The organism is Micromonospora globbae, assembly GCF_003610785.1.
GTDB lineage: Bacteria > Actinomycetota > Actinomycetes > Mycobacteriales > Micromonosporaceae > Micromonospora > Micromonospora globbae.
Genome location: NZ_RAQQ01000004.1, coordinates 316,809 through 341,266 on the forward strand (window position 1 = coordinate 316,809; position 24,458 = coordinate 341,266).

The 24,458-nt window shown below is 74.5% G+C and carries 17 protein-coding genes and 2 pseudogenes; 11 read left to right on the forward strand and 8 right to left on the reverse strand.

Annotation, left to right across the window (positions count from 1 at the left end):
- Positions 1–39 precede the first annotated feature (39 nt).
- Complete coding sequence (locus tag D7I43_RS07700; protein WP_120327695.1) at positions 40–1,410, forward strand: cystathionine beta-synthase; 1,371 nt, start codon at positions 40–42, stop codon at positions 1,408–1,410.
- Positions 1,411–1,500: 90 nt separating this feature from the next.
- Here D7I43_RS07700 and D7I43_RS07705 read toward each other — a convergent pair whose 3' ends face one another.
- The 5 genes from D7I43_RS07705 to D7I43_RS07725 all read right to left on the reverse strand — a co-directional run bounded on the left by D7I43_RS07705 (position 1,501) and on the right by D7I43_RS07725 (position 5,592).
- Complete coding sequence (locus D7I43_RS07705; RefSeq protein ID WP_120327696.1) at positions 1,501–2,457, reverse strand: S1C family serine protease; 957 nt, start codon at positions 2,455–2,457, stop codon at positions 1,501–1,503.
- A gap of 140 nt (positions 2,458–2,597) precedes the next feature.
- On the reverse strand, positions 2,598–3,107 hold the full coding sequence (locus D7I43_RS07710) for a GNAT family N-acetyltransferase (RefSeq protein ID WP_120327697.1): 510 nt from the start codon (positions 3,105–3,107) through the stop codon (positions 2,598–2,600).
- Positions 3,104–4,033, reverse strand: coding sequence for a ribonuclease Z (locus tag D7I43_RS07715; RefSeq protein ID WP_120327698.1), 930 nt, complete (start codon positions 4,031–4,033; stop codon positions 3,104–3,106). Before D7I43_RS07715 ends, D7I43_RS07710 begins: the two co-directional genes overlap by 4 nt.
- A gap of 397 nt (positions 4,034–4,430) precedes the next feature.
- Positions 4,431–5,093, reverse strand: a complete 663-nt coding sequence (gene msrA, locus D7I43_RS07720; RefSeq protein WP_120327699.1) for a peptide-methionine (S)-S-oxide reductase MsrA — start codon at positions 5,091–5,093, stop codon at positions 4,431–4,433.
- 85 nt (positions 5,094–5,178) lie between these two features.
- The gene (locus tag D7I43_RS07725; protein WP_120327700.1) at positions 5,179–5,592 is read right to left on the reverse strand and encodes an HIT family protein; all 414 of its coding nucleotides are present in this window, start codon (positions 5,590–5,592) and stop codon (positions 5,179–5,181) included.
- A gap of 404 nt (positions 5,593–5,996) precedes the next feature.
- On the opposite strand from D7I43_RS07725, the gene D7I43_RS07730 reads away from it, so the two are divergent.
- From D7I43_RS07730 to ilvA, 3 genes are all read left to right on the forward strand, one after another.
- Complete coding sequence (locus D7I43_RS07730; RefSeq protein ID WP_120327701.1) at positions 5,997–7,139, forward strand: cystathionine gamma-synthase; 1,143 nt, start codon at positions 5,997–5,999, stop codon at positions 7,137–7,139.
- 16 nt (positions 7,140–7,155) lie between these two features.
- A complete protein-coding gene (locus tag D7I43_RS07735) occupies positions 7,156–8,565 on the forward strand; it encodes an amidase (RefSeq protein ID WP_120327702.1) in 1,410 nt (469 codons plus the stop codon).
- Between the two features lie 76 nt (positions 8,566–8,641).
- Complete coding sequence (gene ilvA / locus D7I43_RS07740) at positions 8,642–9,862, forward strand: threonine ammonia-lyase (RefSeq protein WP_120327703.1); 1,221 nt, start codon at positions 8,642–8,644, stop codon at positions 9,860–9,862.
- Positions 9,863–9,936: 74 nt separating this feature from the next.
- Here ilvA and greA read toward each other — a convergent pair whose 3' ends face one another.
- Together greA and D7I43_RS07750 are read right to left on the reverse strand one after the other, a co-directional pair.
- Positions 9,937–10,434 carry a transcription elongation factor GreA gene (gene greA, locus D7I43_RS07745; protein WP_120327704.1) on the reverse strand — a complete coding sequence of 166 codons (498 nt, stop codon included), beginning with the start codon at positions 10,432–10,434 and terminating at the stop codon, positions 9,937–9,939.
- 224 nt (positions 10,435–10,658) lie between these two features.
- Positions 10,659–11,096 (reverse strand): DUF4307 domain-containing protein, encoded by a 438-nt coding sequence (locus D7I43_RS07750; protein WP_120327705.1) that lies wholly within the window; start codon positions 11,094–11,096, stop codon positions 10,659–10,661.
- Between the two features lie 212 nt (positions 11,097–11,308).
- Between D7I43_RS07750 and mca the strand changes: the two genes are divergently transcribed.
- The 7 genes and pseudogenes from mca (at position 11,309) to purE (ending at position 19,299) form a co-directional block, all read left to right on the forward strand.
- Complete coding sequence (gene mca, locus D7I43_RS07755; RefSeq protein WP_120327773.1) at positions 11,309–12,193, forward strand: mycothiol conjugate amidase Mca; 885 nt, start codon at positions 11,309–11,311, stop codon at positions 12,191–12,193.
- A gap of 48 nt (positions 12,194–12,241) precedes the next feature.
- On the forward strand, positions 12,242–12,526 hold the full coding sequence (locus tag D7I43_RS07760) for a hypothetical protein (protein ID WP_120327706.1): 285 nt from the start codon (positions 12,242–12,244) through the stop codon (positions 12,524–12,526).
- Positions 12,527–12,747: 221 nt separating this feature from the next.
- Positions 12,748–15,249 carry a putative bifunctional diguanylate cyclase/phosphodiesterase gene (locus D7I43_RS07765; RefSeq protein WP_420870189.1) on the forward strand — a complete coding sequence of 834 codons (2,502 nt, stop codon included), beginning with the start codon at positions 12,748–12,750 and terminating at the stop codon, positions 15,247–15,249.
- A gap of 205 nt (positions 15,250–15,454) precedes the next feature.
- Positions 15,455–16,693 (forward strand): annotated as a pseudogene (locus tag D7I43_RS34330) (thioredoxin domain-containing protein); the annotation flags it as partial.
- Positions 16,694–16,738: 45 nt separating this feature from the next.
- Positions 16,739–17,446 (forward strand): annotated as a pseudogene (locus tag D7I43_RS34335) (hypothetical protein); the annotation flags it as partial.
- A gap of 141 nt (positions 17,447–17,587) precedes the next feature.
- Positions 17,588–18,763, forward strand: a complete 1,176-nt coding sequence (locus D7I43_RS07775; RefSeq protein WP_120327708.1) for a 5-(carboxyamino)imidazole ribonucleotide synthase — start codon at positions 17,588–17,590, stop codon at positions 18,761–18,763.
- A 44-nt stretch (positions 18,764–18,807) separates the two neighbouring features.
- Positions 18,808–19,299 (forward strand): 5-(carboxyamino)imidazole ribonucleotide mutase, encoded by a 492-nt coding sequence (purE, locus tag D7I43_RS07780; protein WP_120327709.1) that lies wholly within the window; start codon positions 18,808–18,810, stop codon positions 19,297–19,299.
- 114 nt (positions 19,300–19,413) lie between these two features.
- Here the strand turns inward: purE and D7I43_RS07785 are convergent, their stop codons facing one another.
- Complete coding sequence (locus tag D7I43_RS07785; RefSeq protein WP_120327710.1) at positions 19,414–24,321, reverse strand: SCO7613 C-terminal domain-containing membrane protein; 4,908 nt, start codon at positions 24,319–24,321, stop codon at positions 19,414–19,416.
- Positions 24,322–24,458: the final 137 nt, after the last annotated feature.

The window sequence follows — 24,458 nt, forward strand, 5'->3', positions numbered from 1 at the left end:
GCCGCCCGGCGCCGGCGCCGAGGAGAAGGACACATCGAGGTGCAGTACTACGACAACGTCGTCGACCTGATCGGCAACACCCCGCTCGTGCGGCTCCGCAACGTCACCGAGGGCATCCAGGCCACCGTGCTGGCGAAGGTGGAGTACCTGAACCCGGGCGGCTCGGTGAAGGACCGCATCGCGCTGCGCATGGTGGAGGACGCCGAGGCCGCGGGGATCCTCAAGCCGGGCGGCACCATCGTCGAGCCGACCAGCGGCAACACCGGTGTCGGGCTGGCCCTGGTCGCCCAGCTCAAGGGCTACCGGTGCGTCTTCGTCTGCCCGGACAAGGTCAGCCAGGACAAGCAGGACGTGCTGCGGGCGTACGGCGCCGAGGTGGTGGTGTGCCCCACCGCGGTCGCCCCGGAGGACCCGCGCTCCTACTACAACGTCTCGGACCGGCTGGCCCGGGAGATCCCCGGCGCCTGGAAGCCGGACCAGTACAGCAACCCGGCCAACCCGCGCTCGCACTACGAGACCACCGGCCCGGAGGTGTGGAAGCAGACCGACGGTCGGATCACCCACTTCGTGGCCGGGGTGGGCACCGGCGGCACCATCTCCGGGATCGGCCGGTACCTCAAGGAGGTCTCCGATGGGCGGGTGCGCGTGGTCGGGGCGGACCCGGAGGGCTCGGTCTACTCGGGGGGCACCGGCCGGCCGTACCTCGTCGAGGGTGTCGGTGAGGACTTCTGGCCGCAGACGTACGACCGGGAGATCGCCGACGAGATCGTCGAGGTCTCCGACAAGGCGTCCTTCGAGATGACGCGGCGGCTGGCCCGCGAGGAGGGGCTGCTCGTCGGCGGGTCGTGCGGCATGGCCGTGGTGGCCGCCCTCGAGGTGGCCCGCAAGGCCGGGCCGGACGACGTCGTGGTGGTGCTGCTGCCCGACGGCGGCCGCGGCTACCTCTCCAAGATCTTCAACGACGACTGGATGGCCCGCTACGGCTTCCTGGACAACTCGGGCACCGAGCCGACGGTGGCCGACGCGCTGGCGAGCAAGCCGGGCGGCCTGCCCGAGCTGGTGCACGTGCACCCCACCGAGACGGTCCGCGACGCGATCGACTACATGCGGGAGTACGGCGTGTCCCAGCTGCCGGTGCTCAAGGCCGAGCCGCCGGTCGTCACCGGCGAGGTGGCCGGCTCGATCGCCGAGCGCGACCTGCTGGACGCGCTGTTCACCGGGCAGGCGCACCTGCACGACACGATCGAGCGGCACATGGCGGCGCCGCTGCCGATGATCGGCGGCGGGCAGCCGGTGAGCGAGGCGGTCGCCCTGCTGGAGAAGTCCGACGCCGCGCTGGTGCTGGTCGACGGCAAGCCCAAGGGCGTGCTCACCCGCCAGGACCTGCTCGCGCACCTCGGCGCCCGCTGAGACTGCGCGGAGGCCCCTTCCCCGACGCCTGCGAGGCGGGCCCCTTCCCCGACGCCCCCGCGTCCGGGAAGGGGCCCGACCGCGCCCGCCTCAGCGGGCCAGCTCGGTCGGCACCGCCACCACGTCGACGAACGCGCCCTTGCGCAGCACGGTCACGGGCAGCCGCGTACCGATGGCCGACCCGAGCATGAGCCGTTGCAGGCCCTGGCCGTCGCCGATCGACCGGCCGCCGGCGGAGACGATCACGTCACCGAGGTAGATCCCGGCGAGCCCCGCCGGGCTGCCCGGAACCACCTCGACCACCCGCAGACCGCGGCGCTGGCCGGTCCGCGCCGTCACCTCGGGTGGCAGCGGAACCGGCACGCCGGCGACGCCCAGCCAGGCGCGGCGTACCCGGCCGTCGGTGGTGAGGTCGGCGAGGATCTGCCGGGTGGTGGTGTTGATGGGCACGGCGAGGCCCAGCCCGTAGCCGGCGACCGCCGTGTTGATCCCGATCACCCGTCCGGCAGAGTCGGCCAGCGCCCCGCCGGAGTTGCCCGGGTTCAGCGCCGCGTCGGTCTGGATCACGTCCTCGATGAGCCGGGTCACCCGCCCGTCCCGGGCCGGCAGGGAACGTCCGAGGCCGGAGACGACCCCGGCGGTGACCGAGCCGGCCAGGCCCATCGGGTTGCCCACGGCGACCACGAGCTGGCCGATGCGCAGCCCGTCGGCGTCGCCCAGCTCGACGGGCGGCACGGTGGTCTCGTCGACCCGGAGCACGGCGAGGTCCGACAGCGGGTCGGCGCCGACCACCCGGAACGGCGTCTCGGTGCCGTCGCCGAACGTGGCCGTGCCGTTCCGCGCGCCCTGCACCACGTGCGCGCTGGTCAGTAGCAGGCCGTCGGTGCCCACGGTGACCGCCGAACCGGCGCCGGCCCCGCGCGCGGTCCGCACCGACAGGGCGGCCACGCTGGGCAGCACCCGGGCCGCCACGGTCGTGACCACCTGGGAGTACGCGTCCAGAGCGGCGGCCTCGGCCCGCTCCGGCGCGGTGTGCTCGGTGTCCATGACGGGAGCAACGCGCCGGGATCGACGCGCATGCCGACGCGGGCTCCGCTGAGAGCGAACACCACGGGCCCGGCGGACGTGGTCCGGCCGGGCGACCTCGGCCGCTGCGCGATGGAAGGCGTGGTGGCCCTCCGCAGGAGCTACAGCGGGCGGACGTAGCGCAGCTGGGTGACGGGTGCCGAGCCGATGAGGTCGATGCGCTCCGTGGCCGTCGGCGTCCAGCCGCCGCGCTCGTAGAAGCGCCGGGCGGGGGAGTTCTGCGCCAGTACCCAGAGTGCCCCCTGCCGCCAGCCGCGGTCCCGCATGGTGGCCAGGGCGTCGATCATGAGTTCCCGCCCCACCCCGCGGCCCCGCTCGGCCGGCTCCAGGTGGATGGCGTTGAGCAGCCCGGTCGACGGGTCGCCCTCGTCGTCCGGGCCGACGTAGCTGAAGCCGAGGAGGTCGCCGTCCCGCTCCGCCACGGTCATGAGGTGGTCGTCCCGCTCCCAGCCCCACCGCTCGGCCCAGTACCGCCCCATGGCGTCGGGGGTCGGCTCGGCCAGCGACCCGGCGGGCAGGAACGACGAGTACGCGGCGACCCGCGAACGCTGGTGCAGCGCGCCCACCGCGAGCAGATCGTCGGCGGTGGCCCGGCGGAGCGTGACGGTCACCCGGTCGAGGCTACCCGCCGTGGCGGGACCTGCACGGTCGTCAGATCCTCGGCGACGACGAGATCGCCGTCGAAGTGCTTTCGGGCCTCGTCGAGGAACCGGCGCGGGTCCGCGTACCGCTGGGAGAAGTGGGTGAGCACGAGCCGGCGTACGCCCGACTCGGCCGCCACCCGCGCGGCCTGCGCCGCCGTGAGGTGCCCGACCTCGGCGGCGAGGGCGGCCTCCGCGTCGAGGAACGTCGACTCGATGACCAGCAGGTCGGCGTGCTCCGCGAGGGCGTACACCGCGTCGCAGAGGCCGGTGTCCATCACGAAGGCGAACCGCTGCCCCGGCCGGGGAACGCTCACCTCGTCGCGGGTCACACGGCGTCCGTCCCGGTCGAGGTGGCCGACGCGGTTCAGCTCCCCGACGGCGGGGCCGACGACGCCGTACGCCGCCAGCTTCTCCGGCAGCATCCGGTGTCCGTCGGGCTCCACGAGCCGGTAGCCGTACGTCTCGATGGGGTGGCGCAGCCGGCGGGCCTCGAGCGTGCCGCAGCGCAGGGCGATCCGCTGGCCGTCGGCCTCGATGGGCTCGACGTGCAGCTCCGCGGTCTCGTAGAAGCTCGTGGCGTGCCGCAGCCGCGCGAAGTACTCGGCGCCGCCGGCGGGGAAGTGCACGGCCACCGGGTGCGGCACCCGGTCGAGCGAGAGCCGCTGGATGGTGCCGGGCAGGCCGAGGCAGTGGTCGCCGTGGAAGTGGGTGACGCAGATCCGGGTCAGGTCGGTGGCCGTCACCGTGGTGTGCAGCATCTGCCGCTGGCTGCCCTCGCCCGGGTCGAAGAGGATCACCTCGTCGTCCCAGCGCAGCACGTACCCGTTGTGGTTGCGCTGCCGGGTGGGCGCCTGGCTGGCCGTCCCGAGGATCACCAGCTCGCGCATCGACACAGCGACCTCCGGCGGGTCGTCCGGCTGCCGCCGGAGATGAAGCGACCCCCGGGGCGTCCGCGCTCGCGCGCGGGCCGGCTGGACTATGGCCGGCACCCCGGGGGTCGGGTGGCTGTCGTGGATTCGCCGCACCGCTGCCACACGGTCTCGACGATGGTGCCTGAGCCCGCCTCGCGGCGGACGGGATTACTGTCGAGGACAGCGGCTAGCGGACAGCCACCTCACGAGTCCGATTGCTATACAAGTCTGGACCACCTCCTTTCCCGTGTACCGCCACGCTATCCAGTCCCCGCCGGGCGGGGCAACGGATTTCGATCACATCGGCGGGCGGGAATACGGCGCCGCCCGCGCCGCGGGCCGCGGAGGCTGTCGACGGTCGGCTGGCCGCCGGGTCGGGTCAGCTGGCGGTGCGGGCGATGCCCACCGGGCAGCTCATCCCGTTCGGGCCGTGGTTGCAGTAGCCGTTCGGGTTCTTCGTCGGCGCCAGGTACTGCTGGTGGTAGTCCTCGGCGAAGTAGTAGTCACCCAGCCGGGTGATCTCCGTGGTGATCTCACCCTTGCCGGCGCGGGCCACGATCGGCGCGAACGCGTCCCGGGAGGCGGTCGCGGCGGCGAGCTGCTCGTCGGTGGTCGCGTAGATCGCCGAGCGGTACTGGGTGCCCACGTCGTTGCCCTGGCGCATGCCCTGGGTCGGGTCGTGGTTCTCCCAGAAGACCTTCAGCAGATCCTCGTAGTCGATCTTCGACGGGTCGTAGACCACCTGGACCACCTCGGCGTGCCCGGTCATCCCCGAGCACACCTCCTCGTAGGTGGGGTTCGGCGTGTAGCCGCCCGCGTAACCCGCGGAGGTGGTGATCACGCCCGGCAGGGTCCAGAACAGCCGCTCGGCCCCCCAGAAACACCCCATGCCGAACACGGCGACCTGGCTGCCCTCCGGGAACGGGCCCTTCAGCGGGGTGCCCAGGACCTCGTGCCGGTCCGCGACCGGCATCGCGATCGGGCGGCCCGGCAGAGCCTGCTCCGGCGTGATCAGCTCGGCCTTCATACGGCGCAGGAACACGGTGGGACTCCTCTCGTATCTCCCAGGGGCTGCAACGCCGGAGGGTCCCCGATCCTTACCCGATCCCCTCGGACTCACCCGCCGGTCAGCCGAGCGCGGCGGCGATCCGGTCGGCGTACGAGCGCGCCTCGGCGTCGTCGGCGTAGCGGGTCCGGGGCCAGAAGAAGCCCCGCAGCCCGTCGCCCTTCGTCCGCGGGACAACGTGGGTGTGCAGGTGCGGGACCGACTGGGACACCTTGTTGTTCATCGCCACGAACGTCCCACCGGCCCCCAGACCGGACTCCACGGCCACGGCGAGCCGCTGCACGAGCCCGAAGTAGTCGCCCAGCGACCCGGGAGGCAGGTCGGCGAGGGTCACGAGGTGGGTCCGTGGCACCACCAGCACATGACCCTTGAACACCGGGCGCGTGTCGAGGAACGCCACGCCCTCCGGCACGTCGGCGACCCGGAACGCCGGCACATCGCCCGCCACGATCCCGCAGAACACGCACCCGGCCACGGCCCCAGGCTATGCGGGGCGCCACCGGCGGGGTCAGGCCGGGTCGAGGTAGGCGTCCCACCCGTCGTCCGGCACCCCGACCGGGCCGGTCTCACCGCCGGCGACATGGCGTACCCGCCAGCCAGGACCAGGCCGAGATCATCGCCGGCCGCGAAGCCGATCTCGACGAGCCGACGGTGCAGGGCGTCCATCAGGCGGCGCTGAGCTGGGACAACCGTCGCTCCCAGAGCGAGACCAACCGGCGGGAGGTCATTCGCCGCACCCGTGGCCAGTCCTGACGCAGCAGTTCCGCGTTGACGTAGCGGATGATGTCGCCGCGTTGCCCGCAACCGGTACGACAGCGCGCGCCGTGACGCGGCCGGGTTGCGCCCGGTCGGCGGGGCCGGCGGACTAACGTCTCGGGAATGAGTCACGGCTTCGAGACGCTCGCCATCCACGCCGGCCAGGACCCCGAGGCCCGCACCGGCGCGGTGATCCCACCCATCTACCAGACCAGCACGTACGCGCAGGACGCCGTCGGTGCGCCGCGGCTCGGCTACGAGTACAGCCGCTCCGGCAACCCGACCCGTGACGCGCTGCAGGAGTGCCTGGCGGCGCTGGAGGGCGGCGCGGTCGGGCTCGCCTTCGCCAGCGGGCTGGCGGCCGAGGACACCCTGCTGCGGACCGTCTGCAAGCCGGGCGACCACGTGGTCATCCCGGACGACGCCTACGGGGGCACCTACCGGCTCTTCGCCCGCGTCGTGGAGCGGTGGGGCCTGGCCTACACCCCCGCCCGGGTGTCCGACCCGGACGCGATCCGCGCCGCGATCCGCCCCGGCAGCACGAGGATCGTCTGGGTGGAGACGCCCACCAACCCGCTGCTCGGCATCGCCGACATCGCCGCCCTCGCGGCCGTCGCCCACGACGCGGGCGCGCTGCTGGTGGTCGACAACACGTTCGCCTCGCCGTACCTCCAGCAGCCGATCGCCCTCGGCGCGGACGTGGTGGTGCACTCGACGACCAAGTACATCGGCGGCCACTCGGACGTGGTGGGTGGCGCGCTGATCGCCGCGGACGCCGGGCTCGGCGAGGAGCTGCGCTACCACCAGAACGCGATGGGCGCGATCAACGGGCCCTTCGACGCGTGGCTCACCCTGCGGGGGATCAAGACCCTTGGCGTACGCATGGACCGGCACTGCGACAACGCCGAGCGGCTCGCCGCGTACCTCGACGGCCACGCCCAGGTGGCGCAGGTGATCTACCCGGGTCTCCCGTCGCACCCCGGCCACGAGATCGCGGCGAAGCAGATGCGCCGCTTCGGCGGCATGATCTCCTTCCGCGCAGCGGGCGGCGAGGAGCACGCCGTCGAGATCTGCAACCGGGCCCGACTGTTCGTCCTCGCCGAGTCCCTCGGCGGGGTGGAGTCCCTGATCGAGCACCCGGGTCGCATGACACACGCAAGCGCTGCGGGCTCACCGCTTGAAGTTCCCGGCGATCTCGTGCGACTGTCTGTCGGCATCGAGACGGTCGACGACCTGCTCGCCGATCTGGAGCAGGCGCTGGGCTGACCGCTGGCTGGGGAGGGTGGCCGTGCAGGACATCATGCCGACCTGGGTCGGAGCGACCGCCAAGCAGATCGCCCGGGGCGTACGCCGGGGCGACGTCTCGGCCACCCAGGTCGTCGCGGACCACCTCGACCACATCTCCCGCGCCGACGCCGACCTCGCCGCGTTCCGCACGGTGCGCGGCGGGGAGGCGATCACCGAGGCGGAGAAGGTCGACGAGCAGGAGGACCTGGCCAACCTTCCGCTGGCCGGGGTGCCGGTGGCGGTCAAGGAGAACACCCCGGTGGCCGGGCTGCCCACCTGGAACGGGTCGGCCGCGGTGCGTACGCCGGTCGCCGAGGCCGACCACGAGGTGGTCCGCCGGCTGCGCGGCGCCGGCGCGGTGATCCTCGGGGTGACCCGCATGCCGGAGCTGGGTCTCTGGGCGCTCACCGACGATGACAGCGGCGTGACCCGCAACCCGTGGGACACCGGGCGCACGCCGGGCGGCTCCTCGGGTGGCGCGGCGGCGGCCGTGGCGGCCGGCCTCGTGCCGATGGCGCACGGCAACGACGGCCTCGGCTCGATCCGCATCCCGGCCGCCTGCTGCGGGCTGATCGGACTCAAGCCGGGCCGCGGCGTGGTTCCCTGCCAGCTCGGCGCGGAGGACTGGTTCGGGCTCACCGAGCACGGGATGCTGACCACCACGGTCGCCGACGCGGCCGTGGGCTTCTCGGTGCTCGCGGGACGGCGCCCGGAGAAGCTGGTCCCGCCGCAGCGGCTGCGGGTCGGGGTGTCGCTCCGCTCGCCGGTGCGCGGCGTCTCGCCGGACGCCCCCAACCGGGACGCCGTCGCCACCGCCGGCCGGCTGCTGGCCGCCGCGGGCCACGACACGGTCCCGGCCGACCCGGTCTACCCGACCCGGCTCGGCCTCCAGGGCATCGCCACCTGGTTCGCGGCGGCGGCCGCCGACGTCCAGGCCGCCGGCATCGACCGGCGCAGCCTGCAACGGCGCAGCCGCCGGCACGTCGCGCTCGGCGAGTGGGCGCAGCGGCGGGGGTACGTCCGGGAGGCGGACCGGGTCGCCTGGCGGGAACGGTCCATCGGCTTCTTCACCGACCACTCGGTCGACCTGCTGCTCACCCCGGCGCTGGCCGGCCGCCCGCCGGAGGCGGCCAGCTGGTCGAACCGGTCCTGGCGGGCCAACATGGCGGCGAACATCCGGTACGCGCCGTACGCGGCGCCGTGGAACATCGCCGGTCTGCCGTCGATCGTCGTGCCGGTGGGCCGGCGCCCCGACGGCCTGCCGGTCGCAGTGCAGCTGGTCGGCCCACCCGGGTCGGAGCTGCTGCTGCTCGGCGTGGCCGGCCAGTTCGAGATGGCCGCGCCCTGGCCGCGGCACGCACCGGGGTACCCGCGCGTCGGCACGGGGTCGCCCGCCATCGCGTGATCGTCGAGCGTTCGCGCGCGGATTCGACGGCGGCGTCGCCGCCGGTCCCGCCGACGCCGGGTGGCACGATCGGGGCATGACGGAACTGGTCGGTCTCGCCGACGTACAGGCCGCGCGGGAACTGCTCGCCGGCGTCACCCGCACCACGCCGCTCGAGCCCTCCCGGCCGCTGAGCGCGGTTCTCGGCGGGCCGGCGTGGCTGAAGTGCGAGAACGTGCAGCGGGCCGGGTCGTACAAGGTGCGCGGCGCGTACGTGCGGATCTCCCGGTTGTCGCAGGAGGAGCGGTCCCGGGGGGTGGTCGCGGCGAGCGCCGGGAACCACGCCCAGGGTGTGGCGCTCGCCGCCGGGCTGGTCGGCGCCCACGCCACGGTCTTCATGCCGGTGAACGCGCCGCTGCCGAAGGTCGCGGCCACCAAGGGGTACGGCGCCCAGGTCGAGCTGGTCGGCAACACCGTCGACGAGTCGCTGGTGGCCGCGCAGACGTTCGCCGAGCGGACCGGGGCGGTGCTCATCCACCCGTTCGACCACCGGGACGTGATCGCCGGGCAGGGCACCGTGGCGCTGGAGATCCTCGAACAGTGCCCGGACGTGAAGACGATCATCACCGGCGTGGGCGGGGGTGGTCTGATCTCCGGGATCGCGGTCGCGGCGAAGGCCCTGCGACCGGACATCCGTGTCATCGGCGTCCAGGCGTCCGGCGCGGCCGCGTACCCGCCCTCGCTGGTCGCCGGGGAGCCGGTCCGGCTGCCGGCGTTCTCCACCATCGCGGACGGCATCGCCGTGGGCCGCCCCGGCGACCTCACCTTCACGCACGTGCGCAAGCTGGTGGACGAGGTGGTCACCGTCTCCGAGGAGGACATCTCCCGCGCGCTGCTGATGCTGCTGGAGCGGGGCAAGCAGGTGGTCGAACCGGCCGGCGCGGTCGGCGTCGCGGCCCTGCTCGCGGGGGCCGTGCAGGTGGAGGCGCCGGTGGTCGCCGTCCTGTCCGGCGGGAACATCGACCCGCTGCTGATGCTGCGCGTGATCGAGCACGGGCTGGCCGCCGCGGGCCGCTACCTGCGGTTCACGGTGCGCTGCTCCGACCGCCCCGGCCAGCTCGCGTCGCTGCTCGGCGAGATCGCCGAGCACCGCGCGAACGTGGTGGACGTGGTGCACCAGCGCGCCCACCCGCACCTGCACCTCGGCGAGGTGGAGGTGGCGCTCTCGGTGGAGACGCGGGGTGTCGAGCACTCCGACACGCTCATCAGCGCGCTGCGGGCGAGCGGCTACCAGGTGGTCTTTGCCGGCGAGGCGTGACACCGGCCGGTGCCACGCCTCGCGGGGGGACGTACGCGTCGATGCGGGCCGGGCTCGGGCCCGGCCACCGCGCCTCAGCCGCTGAACGGCTCGAACTTGACCACGGTCACCTTGATGTCGGCGCCGCTGGGCGCCGTGTAGGTGCAGGTCTGGCCCGCCCGGCCGCCCAGGATGGCCTGGCCGAGCGCCGACTCGGGGCTGTAGACGGTCAGGTCGGTGGTGGACGCGATCTCCCGGGAGCCGAGCAGGAAGGTCTCGGTGTCGTCCTTGTCGTCGTCGAAGTAGATCGTCACCACCATGCCGGGCGCCACCGCGTCGGCCGACGGCGCCTCGCCGACCTTGGCGGTGCGCAGCAGTTCCTGGAGGTAGCGGATGCGCCCCTCGGCCTTGCCCTGCTCCTCGCGGGCGGCGTGGTAGCCGCCGTTCTCCCGCAGGTCGCCCTCCTCGCGCCGGGCGTTGATCTCGGCGGCGATCACCGGCCGGTTGGCGATGAGCTCGTCGAGCTCGGCCTGGAGCCGGTCGTAAGCGTCCTGCGACAGCCAGGTGGCGGACGCCTCGTTGCCAGTGGACACAGGCGATCTCCTCAGTTGTGCGTGGCTGGCTGACAGGTGAACTTCCAAGTTACCAGTGCCGTACGACACGGGGTGGCGACGATCACCTCAGCGCCGGGCGCGTACGGCGGCGCGTGCGGGCCGGGCGTGGCGGGGTCAGGCCGGTGCGGGCCGGGCGTGGCGGCGTCAGGCCGGTGCGGGCCCTCCGTGGCGGGGTCGGGTGGCCGGGGCGGTGGTGTGTCCCGTCAGGCCGGGGGCCGGCAGCGCAGCACCTCGCCGATGAAGGGCCGGCCGGTGGTCGCCAGCCGGTGCTGGACCGTCACGTGCCGCTCTCCGGGCGGTGCGGTCACCGTGACCTGTTCCCGGGCCACCTCGTTGCCGTCGCGGTCCCGGGCGCGGAGCAGGCAGACGGCCGACCCGCCGGTGGGCACCGTCACCCGGAAGTCGACACGTACCTGTTTGTCCGTGATGTCCGTGTAGGTGATGACCTGGGAGTCGTAGTTCGGATCGCCGTACTGCCGGTAGAGCCGCAGCGCGATCACGCTGAGCACGGCCAGCAGGACGACCAGCGCCACGACGGCCAGCACCGTGGGGCGGCGCCCGCCGGGCTGTCGGCGGCGGCCGTACCGCCCGGGAGGGAAGGTGGGTGCTTCCGGTGCAACTGTGGCGTGCGTCTCGCTCACCGGCGGGTATCTCCTGGCGTCGTTGTCGGTGGCATCGGCAAGAATGGCTTCTGTCCATCCTCCCAGCCCGGCTCCGCCTCAAGCATGGCAGGCGTCAAGCATGGCAGGTCGGCCGTCGGAGGGTCCGCCCGGCGGTCGCCGGGCGGGAGGATCCCGGCAGGTCAACGGCCCGTCCCGGGCCCACCGGCCGACCCGAACGAGGAGTGCCGAAGTTGGCAGAGCAGCTACGCCTCATGGCCGTCCACGCCCACCCGGACGACGAGTCCAGCAAGGGCGCCGCCACGATGGCGAAATACGTCGCCGAGGGAGCGGAGGTCCTCGTCGTCACGTGCACCGGGGGTGAGCGCGGCAGCGTGCTCAACCCGAAGCTCGACCGGCCCGACGTGTGGGCCAACATCGCCGAGATCCGCCGCGCCGAGATGGACGCCGCCCGCGCCATCCTCGGCGTCGAGCAGGCCTGGCTCGGCTTCGTCGACTCGGGGCTTCCCGAGGGCGACCCGCTGCCCCCGCTGCCCGAGGGGTGTTTCGCCCTGCAGGACGTCGAGGTGGCCGCGGGCCCGCTGGTGCGGCTGATGCGGGAGTTCCGGCCCCACGTCGTGACCACGTACGACGAGCGCGGCGGCTACCCCCACCCCGACCACATCATGTGCCACAAGGTGACCGTCGCGGCGTTCGACGCCGCCGGCGACCCGGAGCGCTACCCCGAGCTGGGCGAGCCGTGGCAGCCGCTCAAGCTCTACTACGACGTGGGCTTCTCGAAGGGCAAGATCATGGCGCTGCACGAGGCCATGCTCGCCGCCGGCCTCGAGTCGCCGTACCTGGACTGGCTCAAGCGCTGGGAGGAGAATCCCGACGACCAGCGCCCGGAGGTCACCACCCGGGTGGAGTGCGCGCAGTACTTCCCGGTCCGTGACGACGCGCTGCGCGCCCACGCCACCCAGGTCGACCCCGACGGCTTCTGGTTCCGGGTGCCGATGGAGATCCAGCAGCGTGCGTGGCCGACGGAGGACTTCCACCTGGCGCGGTCGCTGGTCGACAGCCCGTTGCCCGAGTCGGATCTCTTCGCCGGGGTGCGTGAGACGGTCCATGCCTGCTGACCCGGCGCGGCGTTACGCTGGTCCCCAGTCACACATCGGAGGAACGCCATGCTGACCGCTGCCCAGGTGCTCGCGGAGAACAACTTCGGGGACACCCGCACGGGTGGCCTGGCCGGCCCGATGGGTCTCTTCCTCATCCTGCTGCTGGGCACCGCCACGGTCCTGCTGATCCGCAACATGAACGCCCGGCTGCGGCGGCTGCCCGACCGGTTCCCCGGTCAGGGTCTTCCGGCCGACGCGGGCCGGGCGGACGCGGTGGTCGCCGATCCGACAGACGGGACTGGAAGCCAAGATTCATCCCCGGACGCTCCCAACGGGCGCGAGCAGCGCTGAAACGGGTAGTCCGCCCGTGAATCACGCCGAACCCGGCCTTCGACCCCTGTTGCGGTCATCGGGTTTGGCTTAGCCTTCCGCCGGGGGGACCAGAAGTCCCCGAGCCGTGCGCGGGAGGGGGCGCCGATGACCGTCACAGCAGCGGTTGCCCGTCGTACGGCGTGCCGGCCGGCACGCGGAGCGGGTCGGTGACCTCCGGTCGGGCGGGCGAGAGGGCCGACCTGCTCGGGCTGCGGAGCACTCCGCGCCGGGTGGTGGTGCTGACCGTCGCGGTCACCGTGACGGCCCTCGTGGCCGCCGTGGTCGGGTCGACCCTGCCGCAGCGGCTGCCGGGCGACGATCCGCTGCCCGCCCCGGCCCGCTACGGCATCGCCGTCGGCGTCCTCGCCGTGGCCCAGCTGGTCCGGCTGCGCTTCCGCGCACCGGCGAGCACCGTGAGCATCAGCTGGGGCGAGGCGGCGCTGATCATCTGCCTCCACCTGGTGCCCGCCGGCTGGATCCCGTCCGCCACCCTCCTCGGTGCCGGGCTCGCCTGGTCGGCGGTCTCGCTGTTCGGCGGCGAACGCCGATCCGCGCTGGAGATCGTCCGGATCGCCGCGTCGCTGGCGACGGCCTCCGCGCTGGCGGTCGTCGTCACCACCGCGCTCGGTCGGCCGCTGCTGGCCGACCTCACGCCGGGGCTGGCCGCCGCCCTGGCCGCGGGTGCGGTGACGTACCTGCTCACCACCGCCTGGCTCAGCGGGATGACGATCGCGCTGCGGCACGGCGTTCCCGTCGGGCCCTCGGTGTTCGCCGCGCTCCGGGGAAAGCTCCCGATGTTCGTCGGCAACGTGGCGGTCGGCCTCGTCGTGGTGGCGCTGCTCCGGATCGACCCGCGCTGGCTGCTGCTGCTTCCGCCGCCGCTCTGGCTGCTCCAGCAGACGTACCGGCACCGGCTCCGGACCGACCAGGAACGCCGCACCTGGCGGACCTTCGCCGAGGCGACCGCCGCGCTCAACCAGCTCGACGAGCGCGCCGTGGCGAGCGCGGCGGTCAGCGGGGCGCTCACGCTGTTCCACGCCGAACTCGTCGACGTCGACGTGGTTCGCGGCGACGGGCGCTGGCGGCGTTACCGCGGCGACGCGGCCGGTGGCCTCGTCGACCGCGAGATCGCCGAGCCGGGTGACGCCGAGCCCGACGAGCACGAGCTGGTGCGCCCGCTCGCCGTCGGCGCCACACCCGTCGGCCGGTTGCGGGTCCGCTTCCCGCGTACGGCGCCGCCGACCGGCCGCGAACGGGACGCTCTGGCCGCGTACTCCGACGCGCTGGCGGCCGCGCTGCACGACGCCGCCACCCACCGGGAGCTGCGGCTGGTCGCCGCCCGGTCGTCGTACGAGGCGGTGCACGACCCGCTCACCGGGCTCGTGAACCGTGCCGCCATGCTCAGCAAGGGTGACCAGGCGTTGCGCCAGCTCCCGCACGACCACCCCGTGGCGCTGCTGCTGCTCGACATCGACCAGTTCAAGGAGGTCAACGACACCCTCGGCCACGCGGCCGGCGACCAGTTGCTGCGGCTGACCGCGAACCGGCTCGGCGCGCTGACCCGCCCCGGGGACCTGCTGGGCCGGCTCGGAGGCGACGAGTTCGCGCTGCTGCTGACGTCGGTCCCGGTGATCGGCGACCGGGCCGCCCCCACGGCGTACGCGATGCGCCAGGCCCGCGAGATCGCCGAACGGCTGGCCGCGCCCACCGAGGTGGCGGGTGTGCGGATGTCCGTCGAGGTCTCCGTCGGCGTGGTGGTGGCCGACGCCGGCACCGCCGACCTCACCGAGCTGCTGCGCCGGGCCGACATCGCGATGTACCAGGCGAAGGAGGGCGGCGGCAACGTCGCCGCGTACGACAGCAGCCGCGACGCGGCGAGCACCGACCAGCTCGCCCTGCTGGCCGAACTGCGCGAGGCGCTCGAGGTGGACGATCAACTCGTCCTCGCGTTGCAGCCGGCGGTCGACCTCACCACCGGCGCACCCACCGGTGTGGAGGCCCTGATCCGCTGGCGGCACCCCCGGCGGGGGTGGCTCAGCCCGGTCGACTTCATCCGGCCCGTCGAGAACAGCGAGCAGCTCGGCACGTTCACGCGGTACGTGCTGGACAAGGCGCTCGCGGTCGCCGCCGGCTGGGCCCGGGAGGGCCTGGACATCCCGATCTCGGTCAACCTGTCCGCGCGTAGCCTGCTCGATCCTCGGCTGCCCGCGGAGATCGCCGAGGCGCTGCGGCGGCACCAGGTGCCCGCGCACCGGCTGGTCCTGGAGATCACGGAGACGGTGGTGATGAGCGAGCTGGAGATCATCGACGAGGTGCTGGCCACCCTCCGGTCGATGGGCGTGCAGCTCGCCGTGGACGACTTCGGCACCGGCTTCTCGTCGCTGACCTTCCTCACCCGGATCGCCGTCGACGAGCTGAAGGTCGACCGGTCCTTCGTGATCCGGATGGCCGACTCGCCGGAGGCGGCGGCCATCGTCCGGACGACCGTGGGTCTCGCGCACGAGCTGGGGCTGCGGGTCGTGGCCGAGGGGGTCGAGACCGTCGAGCAGCGGACGGCCCTCGCCGAGCTGGGCTGCACGGCCGCGCAGGGCTACCACTTCTTCAAGCCCATGCCGGCCGACAAGATCGGTGCCGTCCTCGGCACCCTGCTGGACGAGGCACGCCCGAACGTCTTCCCGCTCCGCACCAACGGCGCCTCCTGACCCCCTGGCGCTGCCCCCCGCCCGGCCCGCCCCCGCTGCAGCGCGTGATCATGAAGTTATCGCCCCGACACGCCGGGTGGCGTGGCGATAACTTCATGATCACCGGGCCGAGACAAGCCGGGCCGAGCCAGGGCCGGGCCGGGTCGGGGCCGGGTCGGATGGTCGGAGTCCGGCGGGATGGGGGGTGGCTGGTTATGGTCGTCGGGTGAACCGACTCGCTGACGCCACGAGCCCCTACCTGCTCCAGCACGCCGACAACCCGGTCGACTGGTGGCCGTGGTGCGAGGAGGCGTTCGCGGAGGCGCGCCGCCGGGACGTACCGGTCATCATCTCGGTCGGCTACGCCGCCTGCCACTGGTGTCACGTCATGGCGCACGAGTCGTTCGAGGACGACGCCGTGGCCGCCCTCATGAACGCCGGCTTCGTGTCGATCAAGGTGGACCGTGAGGAGCGCCCGGACGTCGACGCCGTCTACATGACGGCCACGCAGGCGATGACCGGCCAGGGTGGCTGGCCGATGACCGTCTTCGCCACGCCGGACGGCACGCCGTTCTTCTGCGGCACCTACTACCCGAAGCCCGCCTTCCTCCGGCTCCTCCAGTCGGTCGGCACCGCGTGGCGTGACCAGCGGGACGACGTGCTGCGCCAGGGCGCCGCCGTGGTCGAGGCGGTCGGTGGGGCCCAGGCCGTGAGCGGGCCGACCGCGCCGCTGGAGGCCGGACTGCTCGACGCCGCGGCCGAGCAGCTCGCCCGGGAGTACGACGAGAGCAACGGCGGATTCGGCGGCGCGCCCAAGTTCCCGCCGCACATGAACCTGCTCTTCCTGCTGCGGCACCACCAGCGCACCGGCTCGGACCGCAGCCTGGAGATCGTCCGGCACACCTGCGAGGCGATGGCCCGGGGCGGCATCTACGACCAGCTCGCCGGCGGATTCGCCCGATACTCGGTCGACGGGCACTGGACCGTGCCGCACTTCGAGAAGATGCTCTACGACAACGCCCTGCTGCTGCGGACGTACACGCAGCTGTGGCGCCTCACGGGGGACCCGATGGCGGCCCGCGTCGCCGCCGAGACCGCCGCGTTCATGATCGACGACCTGGGCACCCCGGAGGGGGGCCTGGCCTCCGCCCTGGACGCCGACACCGAGGGTGTCGAGGGGCTCACGTACTCCTGGACGCCGACCCAGCTCGTCGAGGCGCTCGGCGAGGACGACGGTCGCTTCGCCGCCGACCTGTTCGCGGTCACCGAGTCCGGCTCCTTCGAACGCGGCACGAGCGTCCTGCGGCTGGCCCGGGACGTCGACGACGTGGACCCCGAGGTGGCGGCGCGCTGGGAGCGGGTCCGCGCCCGCCTGCGCGAGGCGCGCGACACCCGGCCGCAGCCTGCCCGCGACGACAAGGTGGTCGCCTCCTGGAACGGCCTCGCCGTCACCGCGCTGGTCGAGCACACCGCGCTGACCGGCGACCCGGTGACCGCCGCCGCGGCCACCCGGATCGCCGAGGTGCTCGCCGAACGCCACCTCGTCGACGGCCGGCTGCGGCGGGTCTCACGCGGCGGCGTGGTCGGCGAGCCGGCCGGTGTGCTGGAGGACTACGGCTGCGTGGCCGAGGCGTTCTGTGCCATGCACCAGCTCACCGGCGAGGGTCGGTGGCTCGACCTGGCCGGAGGTCTGCTCGACGTCGCCCTGGAGCGGTTCGCCGCACCCGGAGGCGGCTTCTACGACACCGCCGACGACGCGGAGCGGCTGGTCACCCGGCCCGCCGACCCGACCGACAACGCCACCCCGTCCGGCCGGTCGGCCGTCGTGGCGGCGCTCGTGGCGTACGCGGCGTTGACCGGCCGGACGCGCTACCGGGAGGCGGCCGAGGCGGCGTTGGCCACCGTGGCGCCGATCGTCGCCCGGCACGCCCGCTTCACGGGGTACGCGGCGGCCGTCGGCGAGACGCTGCTCTCCGGTCCGTACGAGATCGCCGTGGTCACGGACCAGCCGGCCGGCGAGCCCCTGCTCGCGGCGGCGCACCGGCACGCGCCGCCCGGGGCCGTGATCGTGGCCGGCCCGTCCGACCGGCCCGGGGTACCCCTGCTCGCCGACCGTCCGATGATCAACGGGCGGCCCACGGCGTACGCCTGCCGGGGTTTCGTCTGCGAGCGGCCGGTGACCGAGGTCGACGACCTCGTGGGGCAGCTCGGCCGCTGAGGCCGACCGCGGCCCGGCGACGGCGGGTGCCGTCCGGAGGCCGCGGCCCGGCGGCCGCGGGCGGCCCGCCGCTCCCGGCCGACGTGTGATGCGCCATCCGGGCGCGGCGCCGGCGAGCTGCCCCGATAGGCTTGCGCCGCTATGGACTCCCGTACCGGTCTGCCTGTTGTCGGAATGGTGGGCGGTGGCCAGCTGGCCCGGATGACCCACCAGGCCGCGATCGCCCTCGGCCAGTCGCTGCGCGTGCTCGCGCTGGCCCCCGACGACGGTGCCGCGCTGGTGGCCGCCGACGTCCAGTACGGCGACCACACCGACCTCGCCGCGCTGCGTACCTTCGCCAAGGGCTGCGACGTCGTCACGTTCGACCACGAGCACGTGCCCAACGAGCACGTCCGCACGCTCGCCGCGGAGGGCGTGACGCTCTACCCGCCCGCCGACGCGCTGCGGTACGCGCAGGACAAGCGCGCCATGCGCGAACGGCTCACCGAGCTGGGCGCGCCGGTCCCGGCCTGGCGGCCCGTCGCCTCCCCCGACGACCTGGTGGCGTTCGGGACCGAGGTCGGCTGGCCGGTGGTGCTGAAGGCGGCCCGGGGCGGCTACGACGGCCGGGGCGTCTGGATGGTGACCGACGCGGCGCACGCCGCCGAGCTGGCCACCACCCTGCTGGCCGGGGGCACCGAACTGATCGTCGAGGAGCGGGTGCCGCTGCGCCGGGAACTGGCCGTGCAGGTGGCCCGCTCGCCGTTCGGGCAGGTCGCCGCGTATCCCGTGGTCGAGACCGTGCAGGTCGACGGCATCTGCGTCGAGGTGCTGGCCCCGGCGCCCGCGCTGCCCGAGGAGGTGGCGGTCGCCGCCCAGCAGCTCGCCATCGACCTGGCCACCTCGCTCGGCGTGGTCGGCCTGCTGGCCGTGGAGCTGTTCGAGGTGACCGACGCCTCGGGCCGGCCGGGGATCGTCGTCAACGAGCTGGCGATGCGCCCGCACAACTCTGGGCACTGGACCATCGAGGGTGCCCGCACGTCGCAGTTCGAGCAGCACCTCCGGGCGGTGCTCGACTACCCGATGGGCGACACCTCGCTCGCCGCGCCCGTCGTGGTGATGGCGAACGTGCTCGGCGGGGAACCGGGCGGGATGTCGATCGACGAGCGGCTGCACCACCTCTTCGCCGCCGAACCGGGCGCGAAGGTGCACCTCTACGGCAAGCAGGTCCGCCCGGGCCGGAAGATCGGGCACGTCACGGTGCTCGGTGACGACCTGGACGACGTACGGGCGCGGGCCGCGCGGGCCGCCCGCTGGCTGCGTACGGGGCACGAGTGAGCGGGGCCGCGAACCCCGTAGGCGCGGACGGAGGGCGGGACGCGATGGCGGCCGTCGGACTGATCATGGGCAGCGACTCGGACTGGCCGACCATGAAGGCCGCTGCCGAGGTCCTCGACGAGTTCGGGGTGCCGTACGAGGTGGGCGTGGTGTCCGCGCACCGTACCCCCGGCAAGATGATCGAGTACGGCCGCAGCGCCGCCGACCGGGGTCTCAAGGCGATCATCGCGGGGGCCGGTGGCGCCGCCCACCTGCCGGGCATGGTCGCCTCGGTCACGCCGCTGCCGGTGATCGGCGTACCGGTGCCGCTCAAGCACCTGGACGGCATGGACTCGCTGCTCTCGATCGTGCAGATGCCGGCCGGCATCCCGGTCGCCACGGTCTCGATCGGGAACGCCCGCAACGCCGGCCTGCTGGCCGTACGCATCCTCGGCGCCACCGACCCGGAGTTGCGGGCGCGGATGGTCGCGTACCAGGAGGGCCTGGAGCGGATGGTGGCCGAGAAGGACGCCAAGCTGCGAGCCTCCCTGGCCTGACCCCCGCAGCGGCCCCCACTCCCGCGATCTTGCACTTTCGGTCCCCGTTATGGGCCCTACGCCCCATTCGCCGGGGCCACAAGTGCAAGATCGACGAGAAATGGGGCGGCGCGCTCACCTCATGCCGCGCAGGGCCGTTTGCAACCGCTCCTGGGCGCGGCGCCGGCGCTCGTTGCTGGCGCCGAGGATGAGCAGCAGGATCCCGACGGGGATCAGCGCGAGCCACGGCCCGAACGCGAACAGCGCGTGGATCGCCGTGATCGCGGTGACCGTCGCGCCGACGATCACCGGTGCCTGCTGCCGGCTCGACGAACCGAAGATCAGTACGGCGACCGCCCCGAGCAGCAGGAGGACCTGCCGCAGCGTCGTCGACCCGGTGGCCAGCACGATCGCCAGGCTCGGCACGAACGCCGCCACGAGCGCCGGCCCGTACGCCGTCCAACTGCTGAGGTCGGGCCGTTCGCGGAGTTCCAGCACCCCGACGAGCAGGGCGAGCGCCGCGAACGGCAGCGTGTACGCCTCGGGCAGCGCCACGTCGGCGACCCGCATGAGGATCCACCAAGCGGTGATCTCGCAGACCACCACCGCCCAGAACAGGACGCGCCGTTCCACCGGCCGGCGCGTGGGCCGGCTCGCCGCCACCCCGAGCACCGCGCCCCAGGCGGCGAGCAGGGCGGCGATGTGCCGGGGCGAGTCGAAGGCCAGCGCCAGCGCGATGAGCGCCGCCGCGTGGCCGCTCCACTCCACGGTGGCCGCCTCGCGCTGCGCCTCGGGTTGGCGCAGCCGGGGCAGCAGGGCCGCGAAGACCTGCAACGCGGCGCCGACCGCGAGCACCCCGAACGCGGACCAGACGGCGGCCAGACCGGCCACGAGGCCGGCGGTCAGGACGAACAGCTGCGCCATCAACGAGGCGAACAGCCACCCGAGGATGCGGGCCCGCTGGGTGGTGCCGAAGAGCGCCGCCACCGTGCCGACGCCGACCGCGCCTCCCAGCGTGAACAGCGTCAGCTCCCGGGTGGCGAGGCTGCCGGCCAGCCCCGCCCCGCCGGCGGCCAGGCCGATGACGAAGACCAGGACGCGGGCCAGCCGCAACGAGCGGGCCGGTTCGATGAGGGACGGCGGCGGGGTCAGCGCGAGTCCCAGCATCGAGATGGTGAACACCGACAGGGCGGCGAGCACGCTCGCGGGCCAGCCGTTGCCGAGCGCGGTGGGCGCGATGAGCAGGGTGACGGCCGCGCCCGGCAGCACCACGGGCACCGCCCGCGTACGCCGGCCGCCGCTGAACCCGGTGGCGGCGAGCGCCGCGGTCGCGGTCAGCAGCAGCGCCGTCAGCACGTGCGTCGGGTCGACCGCGCCCGCCGGCGGGGTGAGCAGGTCCGGCGGCGGCCCCTGCCACACCCGGGACAGCGTCCGGTGCGGGTCGACCAGCGCCACTTCGAGGGCCTGCGCGATGGAGGCCAGCGCGAGAGCGGTCGGCAGGACCGCCGCGGCGAGCGCGCCGGCGGCCGGGCTGACCCGCCAGCGGCGGCGCTCCGGGTCGTCGGGCAACCGGCGCAGGGCGCCGTCGAGCAGCACCTGCCAGCGTCGCACCGGCTGTGCCGAGCCGACCGGCGGTACGGTGGCCGCCCGGACCAGCTCCGCCAGGACGCCGAGCAGCGCGGCCGCGGCCGCGTACACGCCGACGGCGAGGCCGGTGGGGAACGCGGCCAGGGCGCTGATGGTCGCGCCGCCCGCCACGGCCACGCTGGCCCAGGGCAGGTACTGCGGGATCCGGTGCCGCGCCGCGGCCACGGCGGCCAGCCCGAGGCTGGACGCGGCCAGGGCCGCGGTCAGCACCACCTGGGCCGGGTGACCGAACTCGGCGGCCAGCGCGGCGAGCGCGCCGGGGAGCGCCAGCAGCGTGGCGCCGGCCGCGGCACCGCCGATCTGCACGAGGTGCGGGGGCATGCCCTCCACCTCGATGTCGTCGACCAGCGTGCCGGCGAGGTTGCGGGCCAGTACGGCGACCACCAGGCCGATCAGCGCGATGCTGCCGAGCGCCAGCGCCGTGGTCCACGGCCGGACGAGTCCCGCGCCGGCGGCGTGCAGGGCCACGACGCCGGCCACCGTGGCCCGGGACAGCCCGGCCCGCGGCTCGATCGTCGCCACCGCGGCCATGCCGAACACGGTGGCCACCATCGCCCCGATGAGAACCGGCGACCACCAGGGCAGCGCGAACGCGGCGGGCGCGCCGATGGTGGCGAGCACGACGGCGGCGCCGGACACGTCGTACCGCCACGGCGGGGGCAGCAGGACGGCGGCCGCGACCGCGAGCAGGACCAGCGCGACCGGCGCCTGCCAGGTCGATCCCCCGGTGGGGGCGGCGGGCCAGCCGGAGAGGTCGCCCGCCCAGATCGGGCCGGGGGTGGCGAGCACCCCGACGCCGCCGCGCAGCGCGATCCAGCCGGCGACCAGCCCGATCAGCAGGCCGCCCACGGCGAGGCCGAGGATGGGGCCCCGGCGCCACTCCTCGGGCATCGCGCGGGCCCCGACGGCCACGACCAGGACCAGTCCGGCCGCCACGGCGAGCTGCCCGCCGGGGGCGAGGACGGCCGCGATCCGGACCAGCGTGGCGATCAGCGCGGCGGTCACCGCGGCGGCGGCGAGGTCCGACCCGTCCAGGGTGAGGTCGGCGCGGCGGCCGGCGTCGATCGACGGGGCCAGGAAGAGCAGTACGGCCGCGACCAGCAGGAGCGCGCCCACCCACGCGTCGGCCACGGTGGAGCCGGGGGCGCCGAACGCGGCGGCGGACACCACCAGCGCGCCGAGCCCCGTGCCGACGGCCAGCGGTGCGGGGATGTGCCGCTGCGAGACCTGCACGATCGCCGCGTACCCGAGGGTCACGCAGACCGCCAGGAACGCGGCCGCGAGCACCGGGACGGTGGTCTCGCGGAGGGCCGACGGGGTGGTCGGGGCGGTGGCGGACACGGTGGTGGCCACGAAGGAGGCCACCGCGCCGGGCAGGGCGAAGGCCGCGCCGCCGGCGGCCCAGGCGGAGACGACGTCGGCGGGTGCGGGGGCGATGCGGAGCCGGGGTGCGACCGCCACGAGGACGCCCGCCAGGAAGAGCACGAGCAGCACGGCCGTCGTGAGCGCCGGCCGGGCCAGGCCGGCGCCCGCCCCGAGCAGGCCCACCGCCGCCGCGCCGATGGCGTGCGCGTGCGCGGCCCGGGTGGTGGGTGCGGAGAGCCCGACCACCCCGATGCCGACGGCGGTCAGCACCATCGGCCACGGCGCCGCCGCCCAACCCAGGCCGAACGAGGCCGGTACGGCCAGCGCCGTCAGCGCCGCCGCGGCCACGGCGAACTCGCGGCGGATGTCCTCCGGCAGGGACAGGATCGCCGCGACCGTGAGCAGGAAGGCGCTCGTGGCCAGCTGCCAGGAGGCGGGACCGACCGCGGCGGCCAGCTCGGTCGGGTACCGGGTGAGGTCGGCGTCCCACGCGGGGAGTGACGCCTGGACGGGGGCGATGCCGGCGCGCAGGGCACCGCCGGCCACCACGAGCCCGCTCACCGTGAGCGCCACCGCCGAGGCGAGCTGCGGCCCGCGCCGGGCGGCCTCCGGCAGGGCGCGGACCGCCAGCCCGGTGACCGCGATGACCGCGGAGATCAGCAGCAGCGCCCGGCCGGGCAGCGCCACCGAGGCGATCCGGCTCAGCGCGCCGATGACCGCGAGGGTCAGGATGCCGGCGCCCACGTCGGGCAGCGGCGGGCGGCGCAGGGCCAGTGTGCCGGCCAGGCCGGCGACCGCGGCGAGCAGCAGCACCAGGCCGGCGCCGACGGCGGCCGGCACGGTCGCCGCGCGGAGCAGGGCCGTCACGGCGTACGCCAGGGCGAGCGCGACGGCCACCCCGTGCAGCAGCCAGGTCAGCTCGCGGAGCCCGGGAACCGGCCGGGCCGGCGCGTCGGCCCGATCCGGCTCCGGCGCCAGCACCTCGCCGGCCTCCTCCGGGGCCGCCTCGGGACGCTCGTCGGCGGACCGCTGCCGGGGCGCGGTCGGGGAGGCCGGTGGCGGCGGTGGCGGCTCCGGCAGGTCGCGGCGGACCGGGCGCTCCACCACGACGCCGGAGCGGGCGAGCCAGAGGTCGAGCAGGGCGACCACGGTGAGCGCCATGGCCCAGCCCGCCGGGCCGGTGATCCGGTCGTACGCCAGCAGCGGCACCACCGGCTGGGCGGCGAGCACCGTGGCGAACCGGGGCGCGCGCAGCCCGCTCCAGGCGGCGTAGCCGAGCGAGACACCGGCGGTGGCCGCGAAGACCATGCTGGCGAAGACGGCGCCCGAGGCGCCGCTGCCGCCGATCCGGTCGACCGCCCAGAGCGCGTACCCGGCGAGCGGCACCAGCAGCAGGCCGACGGCGGCGATCGTCTCGGCCGTGGAGGTGAGCCCCCGTCGGGCCAGGACCGGCGGTGCGAGCAGCAGCAGCACGGTCGCGATGAGCAGGATGCCGAGCCGCGCGACGGCGTCCATCGAACTGGTCGCCACGGCGGCGAAGACCACGGCGGCCACGCCGAGCAGGAGGGCGCCCAGCCCGAGCGGGATGTTCTGCACCTCCCGCGAGGACGCCTCCGGCGGGTGCTCGGGGTCGTCGGCGTCGAGCCAGGTGGGCGGAGGTGGCGGGGGTGGGGGCTCGGCGGTGCCCGGTGGGGTGCCCTGGCGGGGAACCCGTGGCGGGGCGCCGGTCGTGGCGGTCGGTGGCCGCCGGCCGGGGCGCCGGCGGAGCACCCGGCGCGGCCGGGTGGCCTGCTTGAGCCGTTCCTCACCGGCGTGCGCGAGGATGTCCCGCTGGAAGAGCGCGGCCTGCATCTTCGCGGCGATCTGCCGCTGCTCACGGGCGATGGCGGCGTCGCGCGCCTTCATCTCCGCGATGGACCGCTCGATCTCCGCCAGGTGTTCGACCCACTGTGGCTGCTCCGCGCCGCAGTGCGGGCAGCGGACGGCCGGCTTGATGGCCCGGCCGCACGAGGAGCACTGAAAGGTCGCCACGACACCCCTCCACCCGCACTGTGGACTCCCACTGTCGCAGCATGCCCAAAGCCGGCGCCATTTTCGACAGTTGTCGGCGGGTCCAGGACAAACGAGTCCGGGGGAGAAAGGAAACGGCCGGTCGCGGATGCTCCGCG

Coding starts and splice junctions, on each gene's coding strand:
- ilvA (WP_120327703.1), top strand. CDS start 8,642: ATGACGGAACTGGTCGGTCTCGCCGACGTACAGGCCGCGCGGGAACTG.
- D7I43_RS07760 (WP_120327706.1), top strand. CDS start 12,242: ATGCTGACCGCTGCCCAGGTGCTCGCGGAGAACAACTTCGGGGACACC.
- purE (WP_120327709.1), top strand. CDS start 18,808: ATGGCGGCCGTCGGACTGATCATGGGCAGCGACTCGGACTGGCCGACC.
- D7I43_RS07730 (WP_120327701.1), top strand. CDS start 5,997: ATGAGTCACGGCTTCGAGACGCTCGCCATCCACGCCGGCCAGGACCCC.
- D7I43_RS07775 (WP_120327708.1), top strand. CDS start 17,588: ATGGACTCCCGTACCGGTCTGCCTGTTGTCGGAATGGTGGGCGGTGGC.
- D7I43_RS07705 (WP_120327696.1), bottom strand. CDS start 2,457: ATGGACACCGAGCACACCGCGCCGGAGCGGGCCGAGGCCGCCGCTCTG.